Genomic DNA, 15309 nt, shown 5'->3' on the forward strand with positions numbered 1-15309 from the left:
GGTCAGGCAGCGATGGCGAATCCGATGCCGACGAAGACCGCCACGCAGGCGAGGGTGACGATGTGCCCTGCGGCGATCGCACGAACGTGCTGAAGGTGGCTGCGCGCCATCGACCAACGCCCATGCGCCGTCGCGCATTGCTGCATGTGGGACGCCAGCGCGTCGAAATCGCTTCGTATGAAGTCGATGTTCGAGGGGGCGAGCGAGTGCGGGTAAGACATGACACGGTTCCTGTGAAGACGTTGTTTCAACCACCGCGCGAGAAAGAGCGAAAGCCACTGACGTAGGCGACAGGGTACTCCCCGTGTCAAGCCGCCCAGGCACGTCGAGGCACAGGTCCGGGTGTAGGAGGCGGCGCACACCGCATGAACGCGCGCCGCCCGAGTGTCGGCTTCAGCCCGTGTTGCGCAGGCCCGCCGCCACCCCGTTGATCGAGATGTGGATGCCGCGCTGCAGCCGCTCGCCACCTTCGCCGGCACGGTAGCGCCGCATCAGTTCGACCTGCAGGTGATGCAGCGGGTCGATGTAGGGGAAGCGGTGGCGCACCGAGCGCTGCATGTCGGCGTTGCCTTCGAGCCGCTGCTTGGCGCCGGTGATGAGCGTGAGCGCGTCCGACGTGCGGTGCCACTCGGCCTCGATCAGGCCGAAGACCTTCTGGCGCAGCTTGCGGTCGGCCACCAGTTCCGAGTAGCGCGAAGCGAGCGCCAGATCGCTCTTGGCCAGCACCATGTCCATGTTCGACAGCAGCGTGCGGAAGAAGGGCCATTGCACGTACATGCGCTGTAGCAGCGCCTGGCGTTCCTTCTTCTCCGCCGCAGTGGCGCCCCCCGCGACGAACTGCGCGATGGCCGAGCCGAAGCCGTACCAGCCCGGCAACGTGAGCCGGCACTGGCCCCAGCTGAAGCTCCAGGGCACGGCCCGCAGATCCTCGATGCTGCGGCTGGGGTTGCGCGACGCGGGGCGCGAGCCGATGTTCAGTTCGGCGATCTCGCGGATCGGCGTGGCGCTGAAGAAGTAATCGCCGAAGCCGGGCGTCTCGTAGACCAGGTGGCGGTAGGCCGCCATGCTGGCCGACGAGAGTTCTGCCGCGGCCGACAGGAAGGCGGCCGGTGGCGCCTTGGCCATGGGCAACAGTGTCGCCTCGAGCGTGGCGGCGACCAGCGTTTCGAGGTTGCGCCGGCCGATCTCGCGGTTGGCGTACTTCGAGCCGATGACTTCGCCTTGCTCCGTCAACCGGATCTGGCCGCGCACCGTGCCGGGCGGCTGCGCGAGGATGGCCTGGTAGCTCGGGCCGCCGCCGCGGCCCACGGTGCCGCCGCGGCCATGGAACATGCGCAGCCGGATCGGCGGCTCCTGCGCCTTGTCCTTTTTCTTGGCGCCGGTCGCACCGTTCAGCTCGTCGAACAGCGCCACCAGGGCGAGCCCGGTGCGGTAGAGCTCCCAGTTGCTGGTGAAGATGCCGCCGTCCTTGTTGCTGTCGCTGTAGCCGAGCATCACGTCCTGCAGCGCACCCGAGCGCTGGATCAGCGCCTTGATGCCGGGCAAAGCGTAGAACGCCCGCATGATCGGCGCGGCGTTGCGCAGGTCTTCGATGGTCTCGAACAGCGGCACCACGATGAGGTCGTTGGTGGCGTTGTCGTCCAGCGTGCCGCGCAGCAGGCCGACTTCCTTCTGCAGCAGCAGGGCTTCGAGCAGGTCGCTCACCGTCTCGGTGTGGCTGATGATGTAGTGGCGGATGGCGGCGGCACCGTAGCGCGCACGCGCGGTGCGGGCGGCGGCGAAGATGGCGAGCTCGCTCTGTGTGAGCGGGGCGTAGGCCACATCCGGCACGCGCAGCGGGCGCGCTTCGTCGAGCAGGCGCAGCAGCAGCGTCTGCTTGGCGTCTTCCGCCAGCGCGGCGTAGTCCGGCTCGATGCGCGCCTTGGCCAGCAGCTCGGCCACCACCGCCTCGTGCTTGTCCGAGCTCTGGCGCAGGTCGACGGTGGCCAGGTGAAAGCCGAACACCTCGACCGCGCGGACCAGCGGGCCCAGGCGCTGTGCGATCAACGCGGCGCCGTGCTTGTCGGTCAACGATTCGGCGATGGTGCGCAGGTCGGCCAGGAACTCTTCGGCGTTGGGGTACGGGTTCTGCGGCGCCACCGCATGGCGCGCCGCCTCGCCGCCGGTCAGCTCGCGCAGCGTGGCGGCCAGGCGCGAATACACGCCGGTCAGCGCACGGCGGTAGGGCTCGTCGATGCGGTGCGCGCTCTGGTCGGGCGAGCGCTCGGCCAGCGCCTGCATCTCGACCGATACGTCGACCAGCGTGGCCGACAGCGACAGCTCGCCGCCGAGGTAGTGCACCTCGGTGAGGTAGTGGCGCAGCACCAGCTCGGCCTGGCGGCGCAGCGCGTATTCGAGCGTCTCGGCCGTCACGTTCGGGTTGCCGTCGCGGTCGCCGCCGATCCACTGGCCCATGCGCAGGAAGGACGCGATGCCGTCGTGGCCGAGCGCGCGTTCGAGCTCGGCGTAGACGCGCGGGATCTCGCGCAGGAACGTCGCTTCGTAGTAGCTCAGCGCGTTTTCGATCTCGTCGGCCACGGTGAGCTTGGAGAAGCGCAGCAGGCGGGTCTGCCAGAGCTGCGTGACGCGGATGCGGATCTGGCTTTCGTTCTCGGCGTACTCCAGCGGCGTGAGCGCGTCCTTCTTGCCGGCGAAGGCCTGGCGGCGCCAGCCGATCTCGTCGCGCGCGGTGAGCAGCTGCGCGATGGCGCGCTCGGCATCGAGGATGCTCTTGCGCTGCACCTCGGTCGGGTGCGCGGTGAGCACCGGCGACACGTAGCTGTGGGCCAGCGACTCGACCACCGCGGCGCTCGACACGCCGGCCTTGCGGATGCGCGCGAGCGCGGTCTCGAGGCTGCCGTCGGCGCTTTCGCCGGCGCGTTCGTCCTCGGTGCGGCGGCGGATCTGGTGGCGGTCTTCCGCCAGATTGGCGAGGTGGCTGAAATAGGTGAAGGCGCGGATCACGCGGACCGTCTCGGCCGCGCTCAAACCTTTGAGCAGGTGCTTGAGCGCGCGGTCGGCGGCGTGGTCGGCGTCGCGCCGGAAGGCGACCGACAGCGTGCGGACCTTCTCGACCAGTTCGTAGGTGTCCTTGCCCTCCTGCTCCCGAATCACGTCGCCCAGGATCCGGCCCAGCAGCCGGATGTCGTCGATGAGCGGTTGGTCTTCGCTGCGGGCACGCTTGGGTGCCTGCTTGGTTGCGTTGGCGGGCGCCTTCTTGCCTGTCGTCATTCGCGTCATCTCCTCGTTTTGGAAGGGTGCGCCGCCTGCGTTGTTGCGGCGCAACATGCTAGCATCCCATGGGTCTTCTTCACCACTGGAATCCGGCCTTGAGCAACATCGTGATCGCGACGCGCGAAAGCCGTCTGGCCCTGTGGCAAGCCGAGCATGTGCAACGGCTGCTGCAAGAACGAGGCCATTCGGTCAGCCTGCTCGGCATGACCACCCGGGGCGACCAGATTCTGGACCGCTCGCTCAGCAAGGTCGGCGGCAAGGGCCTGTTCGTCAAGGAACTCGAACTGGCGCTCGAAGAAGGGCGCGCCGACATCGCGGTGCATTCGCTCAAGGACGTGCCGATGGACCTGCCCGAGGGCTTCGTGCTGGCCTGCGTGCTCGCGCGCGAAGACCCGCGCGATGCCTTCGTCTCGCCCCATTACGCCACCCTCGACGCGCTGCCGCAGGGTGCCGTCGTCGGCACCTCCAGCCTGCGCCGCGTGGTGCTGCTGCGCGCCTTGCGGCCCGACCTGCGCATCGAACCGCTGCGCGGCAACCTCGACACGCGACTGCGCAAGCTCGACGAGGGGCAGTACGACGGCATCATCCTGGCGGCTGCCGGCCTGAAGCGGCTCGGCCTCGACAGCCGCATCCGCACCGCCTTCGAACCCGAGACGATGCTGCCGGCCGCCGGGCAGGGCGCGCTGGGCATCGAGGTGCGTGCCGATCGCGCCGACCTGATCGCGCTGCTCGCACCGCTGATGCACCGGCCCGACGCGCTGGCCACCGCCGCCGAACGCGCCGTGAGCCGCGCGATGGGGGGCAGTTGCTCGATGCCGCTGGCGGCGCATGCCCGCTGGCAGGCCGACGGCAGCCTGCGCATCGAGGCCGCCTGGGGCGACCCGGAAGGTTCGGGTGCGCTGGTGCGCGTCGAGGCGCGAAGCGCCGTCGCAGACGCCGCGCAGGCGGAGGCGCTCGGCGACGAGGCCGTCACCCGGCTGCGTGCGGCCGGCGCGCATTGACCGCTGCGCCGCGCGGATGAACCGCCGTGTGATCGTCACCCGACCGGCGCACGAGGCGTCGCGTTGGGTCGATGCCTTGAACGGCGCGGGACTGCGCGCCGTGGCCTTGCCGCTGATCGCGATCGAGCCGCTGGAAGATGCTGGCGCCTTGGAGGCCGCGCGCCGGACCGTGGTCCATCAGGACGCGCTGATGTTCGTGAGCGCAGCCGCTGCGTCGCACTTCGTCGATGGGCCCGTGGCGGCCGCCTTCAGCGCCGATCGCGGGCCGCGCTGCTGGGCCACCGGCCCTGGCACCGTGCGGGCGCTGCTGGAGGCGGGCGTGCCGGCATCGTGCATCGATGCGCCGGGTGACGACGCCACGCAGTTCGATTCCGAAGCGCTGTGGGCCGTGGTTCGCCCTCAGGTCGTTGCCGGCACGCGGGTGTTGATCGTGCGCGGCGGCGACGCCATCGGGCAGCCGGGCGGGCGCGACTGGCTGGCGCGCGAGGTTCAGTCGGCCGGCGGTGAGGTCGAGGTCGTCGCGTCGTACCGACGGCTCGCGCCGGTCTTTGGCGATGCCGAGCGCCGGTTGGCGACCGAGGCTGCCTCCGACGGCAGCGTGTGGCTCTTCAGCAGCTCGGAAGGCATCACGAACCTGCGCCAGGCCCTGCCCGAGGTGGCGTGGCGCGCGGCCCTCGCCGTGGCCACCCATCCCCGCATCGGCGAGGCTGCGCGCGCCACCGGTTTCGGCACGGTCGTGCTGTCGCAGCCGGGGCTGGCCGCCCTGGCCGCGTCGATAGAATCGTTCCAATGAGTTCCGTGTCCGCGACCCCCGATGAAACCGTGCCGGAGCCTGTGGTGCGGACCCCGGTGCCGGTGGCCATGCATCCGGCTCCCTCGCTTGGCGCCGTGATGCTGTCGCGCATCGTCCTCGGCCTGCTGGCGGTGATGGCCCTGGTGGCGCTGGTGCTGGTGATCGTGCTGTGGCAGAAGGTCGGCGGCATGCAGGAGCAGCTCGCCCGCCAGAGCGCGGACGCAACGGCGCAGTCGCTCGAGGCGCGCACGCTGGCGCGGCAGGCCCACGAGACCGTGCGCGACACCGCCGCCCGGCTGGCACTCACCGAAACCCGCGTGGCCGAGGTGGCATTGCAGCGTGCCCAGCTCGAGGAGCTGATGCAGAGCCTGTCGCGCTCGCGCGACGAGAACCTGGTGGTGGACATCGAATCGGCCGTGCGTCTGGCGTTGCAGCAGGCACAGGTCACTGGCAACGTCGAGCCGCTGCTGGCGGCACTCAAGGCGGCCGACGTGCGCATCGCGCGCGCTGCCCAGCCGCGGCTGGCCCCGCTGCAGCGGGCCGTCCAGCGCGACGCCGATCGCCTGCGGACCGCCGCCAGCGGTGACGGCGGCGAGGCGCTGCAGAAACTCGACGAGCTGATGCGCGGCGTGGACGATCTGCCCACGCTCAATGCCGTCGGCGTGCGCAGCGGTGGCACCGGCGCTACCGCCTTGCAGAACGAGCCGATCCCCGCCGATACCCCCTGGTGGAAGCGCATCCTGATGGCGGCCCAGGCGGAGGCGCGCTCCCTGGTGCGCGTGGGCCGCATCGAACGGCCCGAGGCCGTGCTGCTGTCGCCCGACCAGACCTTTTTCCTGCGCGAGAACCTCAAGCTGAAGTTGCTCAACGCACGCCTGGCCTTGCTGTCGCGCCAGGTCGACACGGCGCGCAGCGAGCTGGCGCTGGTGGCGGCGTCGCTCAACCGCTATTTCGACCCGGCCTCGCGTCGGGTGCAGACCGCGGCCACGCTGCTGCAGCAAGTGCAACTGCAGGTCCGCACGGCCGAGACGCCGCGCGTCGACGACACGCTCGCCGCGCTGGCCACCGCCGCGGCCGGCCGCTGAGCGTCGACGACCCATGCGCGCCGCTCTCTGGCTCCTTGCGCTCTTCGGCATCGCCGCCGCGGTGGCGCTCTTCGCGGGCAACAACCAGGGCACGATTACCGTGTTCTGGCCGCCGTGGCGCGTCGACCTCTCGCTCAACCTGGTGCTGCTGCTGCTGGCCGGCACCTTCGTGCTGTTGTACGCGGCGCTGCGGGCGTTGGCGGCGCTGTTCTCGCTACCCCAGCAGGCGCGCCAGTGGCGGGTGCAGCAGAAGGAACGTGCCCTGCACACGGCACTGCTCGACGCCATGGTGCAGCTGATGGCCGGGCGCTTCTCGCGCGCACGCCGCGCGGCCATGGCCGCATTGGCACAGGAGCGCGCGCTGGAGGCGCTCGACGTCGAATTGCCGCAGGCGCGCCAGCTGCGCGTGCTGTCGCACCTGCTGGCGGCCGAGAGCGCCCAGTCGCTGCAGGACCGGGCCGCGCGCGACGCGCACCTGCAGCAGGCCCTCAACGAAAGTGCCGAGCGCGGGGTGCTGAGCCCCGAGACGCGCGAAGGCGTGCAGCTGCGTTCGGCGCGCTGGGCGCTGGAAGACCACGACCCGTCAGGCGCGTTGGCGCGCCTGAAGGAATTGCCGCAAGGCGTGCAGCGCCGCACGCTGGCGCTGCGCCTGCACCTGAAGGCGGCACGGCAGGAGCGCCGCACGCTCGAGGCGCTTCAGACCGCCCGTTTGCTGGCCAAGCACCGCGCCTTTTCCGAATCGGCGGCGCAGAGCATCGTGCGCGGCCTGGCCATGGAACTGCTCTCCGGCGCCCACGATGCGGCGCAGTTGATCCGCGCCTGGGCCGACCTCGAGGCCGGCGAACGCGAGATGCCCGAGGTCGCCATTCATGCGGCGCAGCGGATGGTGGCCCTCTACGGCGATCTGGCCGTGGCGCGTGGCTGGCTGCTGCCCGTGTGGGCGTTCATGGTGAGCCATCCCGACGGTCTGGGGAGTAGCTTGCGGGTGAAGCTGGTCCGGGCTCTGGAGGCCGGTCTTGCATCGGTCGACGCCGACTGGCTTGCGCGCATCGAGTCGGCGCAGCGCAGCAATCCGCGTAACGCCAATCTGCAGTATCTGGCGGGCATGGTGTGCATGAAACGCCAGCTCTGGGGCAAGGCGCAACAACTGCTCATGCAGGCCGGCATGGGTTTGCAGGATGTCTCCTTGTACCGGAGCGCCTGGCGTGCCCTGGCGGAACTCGCCGAAGCGCGCGACGATGCATCTGAGGCATTGGCCGCCTGGAAGCGCGCGGCGCAGACCGAAGACCTCTGAATTCCGTTCGGGGTCTGGACCACGACCCTGGGTCTGCGGCCTGGCAATGCTCAGAAACCGGGGCGCCGTGCAATTTTTCACGGGTTTAGTCGCATGTCAGAAGAGGTACGGCCAGAAACAATTCAAGCGCGGGTCTGGAGCTGAGGTACAGTACGAACTGTTTCCAAAAGTATTCATTTTGGTCAACGCGGAGCCAGGTTTGAAAAGTTTTTTAGTACATGCCGCCTTGTTCACTTCTGCAGCGTTGTTGCTGCAGGGCTGTGCCCCGTTGGGGCCGGGCTTCAGTTCGGCCAGCGGCGATGCCGATCAAGCCGTGTCGCCGTCAGGATTTTCGGGACCCAATGAGGATCCGCCCCCGGCTGGCGCCCTGACGGCGATCACCCCTGCACTGATCCAGGCGCAGCGTGACAACGCGGTCAGGCCCGTCCCACCAGAGGTCCAGGCCCTGATCGGCGTGGCCGAGCAATACCGCATCGGCGCGGGCGATGTGGTGGGGATCGTAGTCTACGACCACCCCGAGATCGCGTTCAGCGCCACGCCAGCCACGACCGTCGCCGACTCGGCCAGCATTTCGCCGGCACCGGGCTTCATCGTGTCCAACACCGGGCAGCTGACCTTCCCGTATGCCGGGGCTGTCACCGCTGCAGGCATGACCATCCAGGAACTCGAGGACATGCTGGTGCGCCGCCTGTCCCGCGTTTTCAAGAACCCGCAACTCAGCGTGCGCGTGACCGCGTTCCGCAGCAAGCGCGCCTACATCGAAGGTGAAGTGCGCGCGCCGGGCCTGATGGTGTTCACCGACATCCCGATGACCCTGGCCGAAGCGCTCAACCGCGCCGGCGGACTCTCGGCCAACGGGGATCGTTCCCTGGTCACGCTCACGCGCAACGGCAACACGATTCCGCTCGATCTGGTGGCCCTGACCGAAGCGGGTGTCGACCCGACCCGTATTCCGCTCAAGAACGGCGATCTGGTGATGGTGCGCGGCCGTGACGAACGCAAGGTGACGGTGATGGGCGAGGTGAGCCAGCAAGCCGCGATCCCGATGCGCAACGGCCGTTTGAGCCTCAACGATGCGCTGAGCGAAGCCGGTGGGGTGAACCTGAGCCAGGCGAACCCGCGTCAGATCTACGTGGTGCGCAACGAACCGAAGGGCGGCCGGTCGCTGTTCCATCTGGACGCGCGCACGCCAATGGCGCTGGCGCTGGCCGACCAGTTCGCGCTGCGTCCCAAGGACGTGGTCTTCGTCGATCCGGTGCCGCTGGTGCGCTGGAACCGCGTGATCAGTCTCATCCTCCCGTCCACGACCACCGCCACGTCCGTGCGTGAACTGAGCCGGCCGGTCGGCGGCGCGACGAACTGAGCGATCGTGTCCATCCGGAACATCCTGATCGTGTGCATCGGAAACATCTGCCGCAGTCCCATGGCCGAAGGCCTGGTGAGGGCCGCCTTGCCCGATCGCCAGGTCACCTCGGCGGGCCTGGGTGCGCTGGTCGGGCAGGGCGCCGATCCGATCGCCTGCGCGCTCATGAAAGAGCGCGGGCTCAGCATCGATGCGCATCGCGCCCAGCAGATCCAGAGCGACATGTGCCGGCGTGCCGATCTCATTCTCGTGATGGACGGCGGGCAGCGCCGCGAGATCGAGCAGCGCTATCCCTTTGCCCTCGGCCGCGTGTTTCGCCTGTGCGAACGCTCCGGCCAAGACGTGCCCGATCCGTACCGCGCCGGTGACAGCGCCTTTCGCACGTCCTTCGCGCTCATCGAGAACGGCGCGCAGCAGTGGGTCCAACGCATTTCAAGAGTGTCCAGCTGATGAATTCCACCTTTCCCCATTCCACCAGCGCTGTCCCGTCCAACGCCGTCGATGACGACGGCGATCTCGACGTCGGCCGCTATGTCGACGTGCTGCTGGCGCACAAGTGGCTGATTCTCGCCATCACCCTGGTGGTGCTCGCGATCGGCACGGCCTATGCGCTCATGGAGCGTCCGGTCTATCAGACCGAAGTGCTGATCCAGGTCGAGGACACCGAAGGCGGCGCCAGCAAGGGCGTGCTGGGCGAGGCGGCAGGATTGTTCGACGTGCGCACGCCGACCAGCGCCGAGATGGAAATCATCCGTTCGCGGATGGTGGTGGCGCCGGCGGTGGAGGCGACCAAGCTCTACATCTCGGGGAGCCCGCGCTACATCCCCTACATCGGTGGCTGGCTGGCCCGTCGTTCCAACGCGCTGTCCGACCCCGGCTTCCTGGGCTTCCAGGGTTACGTGTCGGGCATGGAGCGCATCGTCGTGTCGCAGTTCGACGTGCCCGCCCCGCTCGAAGGCGCGCTGTTCCGGGTGACGGCCAAGGGTGGCGGGCAGTACACGCTGGAGCATCCGCGTCTGGCGACGCCGTTGACCGGTACGGTGGGCTCGGTGCTCAATGCGCAGACCGAAGAGGGCCCGATCACCTTGCAAGTCGACCAGCTCGCTGGGAAACCGGGTGCCGAGTTCGACCTGGTGCGATCGGGCAAATTGCCGACCGTCTCCGGCGTGCAGTCCGAGCTGGCGCTGAGTGAGCGAGGCAAGACCTCCGGCATCATCGCCGTGTCGATGATGGGCAGCGACCCCTACAAGATCACGCGGGTGCTGAATGCCGTCGGCGCGCAGTACGTTCGCCAGAACATCGAGCGCAAGGCAGCCGAGGCCCAGAAGACCCTGGCGTTCCTGGATGTGCAACTGCCGCTGTTCAAGAAGCAGCTGGAGGCATCGGAAGAGGTCTACAACCGCTTTCGCAACCAGAAGGCCACCGTGGCGTTCAACGAGGAAGCCACTGCGGTCCTGACTGAATCCGTCGATCGGCAAACCCGTCTGCTGGATGCCCAGCAGCGTCGCCGGGAACTCGAGAGCCGCTTCACGGCCGCGCATCCGTCGGTGCAGACCCTCGACACGCAGATCGCCGCGCTGCAGCGCGAAATCGCGAACATCCAGACGCGCATCAAGGGGCTGCCGGCCATCCAGCAGGAAGCCGTGCGCATGGAGCGTGACGTGAAGGTCAACACCGAGCTGTACCAGTCGCTGTTGAACAACGCGCTGCAACTGCGCCTGGTCAAGGAAGGCAAGGTCGGCAACGTGCGCGTGCTGGACGAGGCCGTGGTGCCGGAGGTGCCGGTCAAGCCCAACCGCAAGGTCATCGTCGGCGCTGCGCTGGCACTGGGGCTGTTCCTCGGTATCGTCGTTGCCTTCCTGCGCAACGCCTTCATCGAGCAGCGCATTCGCGATCCGCACGAGGTCGAAACGCACACGGGCCTGCCGGTGTTCTCCACGATCCCGATGAGCAATGCCCAGGATGCGATCGCCAAGCGTCGCCTCACCGGCGCCACCGGCGTGCGGCTGCTCGCGATCGAGCATCCGGACGACCCGGCCGTCGAAAGCCTGCGCAGCCTGCGCACGGCCATGCAGTTCGCGATGCTCGAATCGCCCAACAACCGTGTGCTGATCACCGGCGCGACGCCGGGCCTGGGCAAGAGCTTCGTCTCGGCGAACTTCGCGGCGCTCATGGCTGCGGCGGGCAAGCGCACGCTGCTGATCGATGCCGACCTGCGTCGCGGTCACGCCCATCAGTACTTCGGGCTTCAGCGTCATGGCGGCCTGTCGGAACTCATCGCGGGCAGCCTGACGGTGCAGCAGACGGTGCATCGCCAGGTCGTTCCCGACCTCGACTTCCTGGCCACCGGCCAGTTGCCGCCGAACCCGTCGGAACTGCTGGTGTCGGAATCGTTCAAGGCGACGCTGGAGCGTCTGTCCGAGCTCTATGACCTGGTGGTCATCGATACACCGCCGGTGCTGGTGGCGGCCGACACGATGACGGTGGCGATGCATGCCGGCACGGTTCTGCTGGTGGCGCGAGCGGACCAGTCGACGATGGGCGAACTCAAAGAGAGCGTGCGCCGTCTGTCGCTGGGCGGACGGGCCGCCACAGGCGTGTTGCTGAATGCCATGAATGTGGACAAGCGGGCCTACAGTGCCTACAAGTACGGGCGCTATCGCTACACGAACTACAACTACGAGAGCATCCTGCCGGACGAGCAGTAACGAGGCGCCGTGGCCGCGATGCCATGGCATGCCACAAGGCGCGCAGGTGCCAGACAAAAGGACCGCCGAGGCGGTCCTTTTTCATGGAGCTGCGCGGCGACGCCTCATCGAGATCGTGGCGCGATGCAGTCCATCAGGTCGCGTTCGAAGCGCGCCAGCACGGCGTCGCGGGCCACATGTTCTTCAGCAAAGCGACGGGCGCGCTCGCCGAGGGTGCGGCGCAGCGGCGCATCGGCGGCCAGCGCCTGCAAAGCGGCGGCGAAGGCGGTGGCGTCTTCCGGTGGCACGATGCGGCCGCATTGCGCGACCACTTGCCCCAGCTCGGTCTCGGGTCGGGCGCCGGCCAGCACCGGGCGGCCGCTGCTGAGCATGCCGGTGAGTTTCGAGGGCATGACCAGGTCGGCTGCGTCGGCACGTTGGGGCAGCAGGTGCACGTCGGCCAGCCCGAGCAGTTCGCCCAGTCGGTCGACCGGCTGGAGGTCCAGGAAATGCACGTTGCGCAGGCCGGCGCACCGTGCCATCAGCCCCTCGCGCCCAGCACCATTGCCACAGAAGACGAAAACGATGTTCGGATCACTGCGCGTCTGCAGGGCCAGGTCGGCGAGCAATTCCAGGCCTTGCTTGGCACCCATGTTGCCCGAGTACAGCGCGACGACCGCATCGTCGGGGATGCCGAGTTCGCGCCGGTAGGGGCTGGGACTGGACAGCGGCCGGATGGCCGAGACATCGGCCCAGTTGGGAAAGGACAGCAGCCGTTCGGAGGTGACCCCTTTGCTGCGCGCACGTTCCAGCATGCGCTGCGAGATCGTCGAGACACGGTCGAAGCGCTGCATCAGGTAGCGTTCGCCGCTGCTCACGATCGAACGCAGGCGCTCGCCCTTGAGCAGACCCAATTCGAAAGCGGCATCGACCTCGTAGTCCTGGATGTGCAGCCAACTGCGGGCCGACCGCATGCGGGCGAACAGCAGGCCCGCCGGCGAGCAGAAGAGCGGTGGCTCGGTCATCCAGACCACGTCGGGTTTCCAGCGCCATTGCGCCAGGAGTGCCGGGATGCTGGCGATCGCGAAGCTCGCCAGATGCAGCAGGCGGCGAGTGCCGTTGACCTTGCGGGGCACCCACAGCGGCGTGCGGAAGACCTGGGCGCCCTGCCATTCCTCACGCGTGTAGCGGGTGCCGCTGTAGCCGGTGCGGACTTGCCAGTCGGGGTAGTACGGCGGTGCGGTGACGACCCGCACGTCATGGCCACGCTCGACCAGCCAGGCGACCATGTCGCCGGTGTACTTGCCGATGCCTGTGAGTTCGGGTGCGAAGTTGATGCCGTAGACGAGGAGTTTCATCGATGTGAGGGAGCGTGAGACCCGGCGTCCGGCCCGCCTGTCTCACGGGGACGAAGAACGCGTCGAGAAGAAGTCGCCCGACGGATATCGGAAGAGGAGGAGGAAGTATCCCAGCAGCACGCCGAGCAGTGCGTTGGCCGTCAGCTGACCAATGGCCGGCCAGGTCATCAGGCCCACCACCACGGCGATCCACAGCACCATGGGAAAGGCAGTGTGCCGAAGGATCGACAAGCGCAGCGCGTAGGCCAGGCCACCGACCAGCACGGCGAGTTTGAGTGCCACGAAGGCAAAGCCGAGCAGGCCCCCTTCCAGGACGATCCGGCCCGTTTCGGATTCGGCCAGCGCGAAGTTCGCGCCGCCGCGGTACAGGGAGGCGGCCAGATTCGAGCCGGCTCCCAAGCCCTTGCCGAGCCAGGTCGTTTGGGCGAGCACCCGCGGTTCGCCGATGAAGGTCGCCAGCAGACGTTCCCAGAAGTCCTCGTCCGAGGCGGCCTGCTCGAAGCGCTGCTGCGTGACCAGGATCGCGTCGGAGAAGAAGAAGAGGAATCCGGCGGCGAGCACCGCTGCCACCAGCGCAGCGCCGAGGGCGGCCGGCTTGTCGCGCGTTCTGGCGAAGACGAGCCGTGCGATCAGGTAGGCGCCGAGCATCACGCCGGCCGAAATCACGCCTGCGCGCGAACCGCTGACCACGCTGCCGACAATGAAGGCCCCGAAGCCGGTCAGTGCGAACAATCGTTGGAGGTTCGTGCGCTTGCGTGCGCCCAGGAGCGCGAACACGGCCGGCGCGACCATGAGGAGGTAGGCCGAGTAGCCGGAGGTGAAGCTGAAGGTGCCCGTGGTCCGTACCACGCCGGCGATCGCGACGAAGACCGTATCCTCGTCGCCGTCCAGCTGGCGGTTGATGGCGGCGCCTGGCGGCGAATAGTGCTGCAGCACCGCCAGGGGCGCCAGGACGATCATGACCAGAACGGCCATGCGGACGGCCGCGTTGAAGTCGGCCTCGGTCATCGACGCGGCAGCGGCCACGGCAAACCAGATGTACAGCAACCAGAAGCGCAGGCCGATGACGAAGACGGTCGGTGAGCTCTCGCCGCCGACCAGTTGCATCAGGCCCCACCCGATCACCAGCAAGGTCCAGGCGAGCATGGCCGTCACCACCTTGGGATAGCGGCGAAGGTGGCCGCCCCGCCAGGCGTGCAGCACCAGGTAGACCGCCAGCAGGTCACGCAGCAGGATGAGTGGCAGGGTGGACGAGGAGGCCACCCACTTGCGGATGGCGCCTTCGAAGGCCACGATCAGGAAGACCGCCAGGAAGACGCGGCCTGCGCGGCTGAGCGTCGTCGTGGGGCGGCGCGCGGCGCGCGTGGCGACGTGATGGCGATGGCTGGGGGCGTGGCTGCTCATTGCAGAACCTTCGTGCTGCGCACGGCAGTGTCGGACGCGGTCGTCGGATGCTGCCCGACCAGCGTACCGGCTCGTGCCTCGTTGCACAGCGCCTGAAGGGCGGCGGTGTGGGCAGCGGCGCAGTGCGGTTCATACCACCGCCGTGCGGCACGCCCGATGAGCCAGGGATCCAGATTCTTCGTGCCGTCGAGCGCGCCGAAGCCCGCGGCGTAGTGCACATTGGGCTGCATGCCGTCGTGTGCCGCCAGCTCGGGCCAGAGCATGATGGGACAGGTGCCGTGTGCGGCGTAGGCCGCGAAGATGCCGCTCTTGCCCGCATAGTCGGCCGGATAGGACAGAACGCCGAAGCGCGCCGTGGCCAGGGCCTGGCTCACCTGCTCGGAGGGCAGCATGCCGTGTCGGACCACATCGGCGTCGGCGAGTGAATTCGCCAGCGTCGCATCCTGCATCGGTTTGCCGATGTCGTGAATCCGCAGGTTGTGGCGTTTGGCAAAGCGGAAGATCTCGCCGTCGCCAAAAACGTAGGACTGCGAGCGGATCGCTTCGCTGCCGAACACGACGATCGAGGCCTCCCGTTCGTTGTCCAGCACCTCGGGTTCGCCCACGTTGGAGAACACCGGCAGCACGCGGTGCGGCGCGCTCGCGTTGTGCGAGCGCAGCCACTGCGCTGCAAGCTCTCGGTTGGTGAGCCAGAAGTCGGCTTGATCGAGCAGGTCACGTGCGATGCGCTTCTGGATACCGCTCAGCCAGAAGGCCGAACCCCAGGGCGGGCCGGAGGCGTACAGCTCGTGGAAGACCACACCGAAGACCTTGAAGCGCGTGCGAAGACGCTTCGTCTCGCTCAACAACCAGGTCGGCACGCCGCGCTTCTGAAAGCCGTAGCCGCTGAAGTGGAGCAGCAGCATGTCGCCCGACCATCCGCGCGTGTCGGTCTGTGCCGTCAGTTCCTGGATCGGGGCGTCGAGCGACCCGCCGAGCACGGACGCGTAGTCGCGCACACCGCCGCCGCCGGGCGGAATCACCGAGAGTGAAGTGGCTTGCATGAGCAGTG

At 68.3% G+C, this 15309-nt stretch carries 12 protein-coding genes; 7 read left to right on the forward strand and 5 right to left on the reverse strand.

All coding sequences use genetic code 11. The annotated features are described in order from the left end of the window. Window positions 1-2: 2 nt before the first annotated feature. Both ACSFA2_RS06815 and ppc read right to left on the reverse strand, forming a co-directional pair. On the reverse strand, window positions 3-221 hold the full coding sequence (locus ACSFA2_RS06815) for a hypothetical protein (protein ID WP_286648920.1): 219 nt from the start codon (window positions 219-221) through the stop codon (window positions 3-5). A 172-nt stretch (window positions 222-393) separates the two neighbouring features. Continuing rightward, a complete protein-coding gene (ppc, locus tag ACSFA2_RS06820; protein WP_435454559.1) occupies window positions 394-3270 on the reverse strand; it encodes a phosphoenolpyruvate carboxylase in 2877 nt (958 codons plus the stop codon). Between the two features lie 68 nt (window positions 3271-3338). Here ppc and hemC point away from each other — a divergent pair, with 68 nt between their 5' ends. The 7 genes from hemC to ACSFA2_RS06855 all read left to right on the forward strand — a co-directional run bounded on the left by hemC (window position 3339) and on the right by ACSFA2_RS06855 (window position 11517). Further along, window positions 3339-4274 (forward strand): hydroxymethylbilane synthase, encoded by a 936-nt coding sequence (gene hemC, locus ACSFA2_RS06825; protein ID WP_435454560.1) that lies wholly within the window; start codon window positions 3339-3341, stop codon window positions 4272-4274. 16 nt (window positions 4275-4290) lie between these two features. Next, entirely contained in the window at window positions 4291-5067 is a 777-nt protein-coding gene (locus tag ACSFA2_RS06830) for a uroporphyrinogen-III synthase (protein ID WP_435454561.1), read from the forward strand. Next, on the forward strand, window positions 5064-6152 hold the full coding sequence (locus tag ACSFA2_RS06835) for a uroporphyrinogen-III C-methyltransferase (protein WP_435454562.1): 1089 nt from the start codon (window positions 5064-5066) through the stop codon (window positions 6150-6152). The genes ACSFA2_RS06830 and ACSFA2_RS06835 overlap by 4 nt, the downstream gene beginning before the upstream one ends. Window positions 6153-6165: 13 nt before the next feature. Next, window positions 6166-7446 carry a heme biosynthesis protein HemY gene (locus ACSFA2_RS06840; protein WP_435454563.1) on the forward strand — a complete coding sequence of 427 codons (1281 nt, stop codon included), beginning with the start codon at window positions 6166-6168 and terminating at the stop codon, window positions 7444-7446. 67 nt (window positions 7447-7513) lie between these two features. Continuing rightward, a complete protein-coding gene (locus tag ACSFA2_RS06845) occupies window positions 7514-8809 on the forward strand; it encodes a polysaccharide biosynthesis/export family protein (protein ID WP_435454564.1) in 1296 nt (431 codons plus the stop codon). Window positions 8810-8821: 12 nt separating this feature from the next. Continuing rightward, a complete protein-coding gene (locus tag ACSFA2_RS06850; protein ID WP_435454996.1) occupies window positions 8822-9259 on the forward strand; it encodes a low molecular weight protein-tyrosine-phosphatase in 438 nt (145 codons plus the stop codon). Continuing rightward, window positions 9259-11517, forward strand: a complete 2259-nt coding sequence (locus ACSFA2_RS06855; RefSeq protein WP_435454565.1) for a polysaccharide biosynthesis tyrosine autokinase — start codon at window positions 9259-9261, stop codon at window positions 11515-11517. The genes ACSFA2_RS06850 and ACSFA2_RS06855 overlap by 1 nt, the downstream gene beginning before the upstream one ends. A gap of 104 nt (window positions 11518-11621) precedes the next feature. On the opposite strand, the gene ACSFA2_RS06860 is transcribed toward ACSFA2_RS06855, so the two are convergent. From ACSFA2_RS06860 to ACSFA2_RS06870, 3 genes are read right to left on the reverse strand one after another with little or no spacing between them, the layout of a single operon-like run. After that, on the reverse strand, window positions 11622-12854 hold the full coding sequence (locus tag ACSFA2_RS06860; protein WP_435454566.1) for a glycosyltransferase WbuB: 1233 nt from the start codon (window positions 12852-12854) through the stop codon (window positions 11622-11624). A gap of 42 nt (window positions 12855-12896) precedes the next feature. Then, entirely contained in the window at window positions 12897-14258 is a 1362-nt protein-coding gene (locus ACSFA2_RS06865) for a hypothetical protein (protein ID WP_435454567.1), read from the reverse strand. Next, the gene (locus ACSFA2_RS06870) at window positions 14255-15301 is read right to left on the reverse strand and encodes a hypothetical protein (RefSeq protein ID WP_435454568.1); all 1047 of its coding nucleotides are present in this window, start codon (window positions 15299-15301) and stop codon (window positions 14255-14257) included. Before ACSFA2_RS06870 ends, ACSFA2_RS06865 begins: the two co-directional genes overlap by 4 nt. Window positions 15302-15309 lie beyond the last annotated feature (8 nt).

It is taken from the genome of Variovorax cryoconiti, from assembly GCF_051216395.1.
In the GTDB taxonomy this organism is placed as follows: Bacteria; Pseudomonadota; Gammaproteobacteria; order Burkholderiales; family Burkholderiaceae_C; genus Variovorax.

Bases quoted from the DNA above. Each gene is read 5' to 3' on its own strand.
- ACSFA2_RS06815 (WP_286648920.1), bottom strand. From the start codon at position 221: ATGTCTTACCCGCACTCGCTCGCCCCCTCGAACATCGACTTCATACGA.
- ACSFA2_RS06830 (WP_435454561.1), top strand. From the start codon at position 4,291: ATGAACCGCCGTGTGATCGTCACCCGACCGGCGCACGAGGCGTCGCGT.
- ACSFA2_RS06855 (WP_435454565.1), top strand. From the start codon at position 9,259: ATGAATTCCACCTTTCCCCATTCCACCAGCGCTGTCCCGTCCAACGCC.
- ACSFA2_RS06865 (WP_435454567.1), bottom strand. From the start codon at position 14,258: ATGAGCAGCCACGCCCCCAGCCATCGCCATCACGTCGCCACGCGCGCC.
- ACSFA2_RS06870 (WP_435454568.1), bottom strand. From the start codon at position 15,301: ATGCAAGCCACTTCACTCTCGGTGATTCCGCCCGGCGGCGGCGGTGTG.
- ACSFA2_RS06860 (WP_435454566.1), bottom strand. From the start codon at position 12,854: ATGAAACTCCTCGTCTACGGCATCAACTTCGCACCCGAACTCACAGGC.
- ACSFA2_RS06840 (WP_435454563.1), top strand. From the start codon at position 6,166: ATGCGCGCCGCTCTCTGGCTCCTTGCGCTCTTCGGCATCGCCGCCGCG.
- ACSFA2_RS06835 (WP_435454562.1), top strand. From the start codon at position 5,064: ATGAGTTCCGTGTCCGCGACCCCCGATGAAACCGTGCCGGAGCCTGTG.
- hemC (WP_435454560.1), top strand. From the start codon at position 3,339: ATGGGTCTTCTTCACCACTGGAATCCGGCCTTGAGCAACATCGTGATC.
- ppc (WP_435454559.1), bottom strand. From the start codon at position 3,270: ATGACGACAGGCAAGAAGGCGCCCGCCAACGCAACCAAGCAGGCACCC.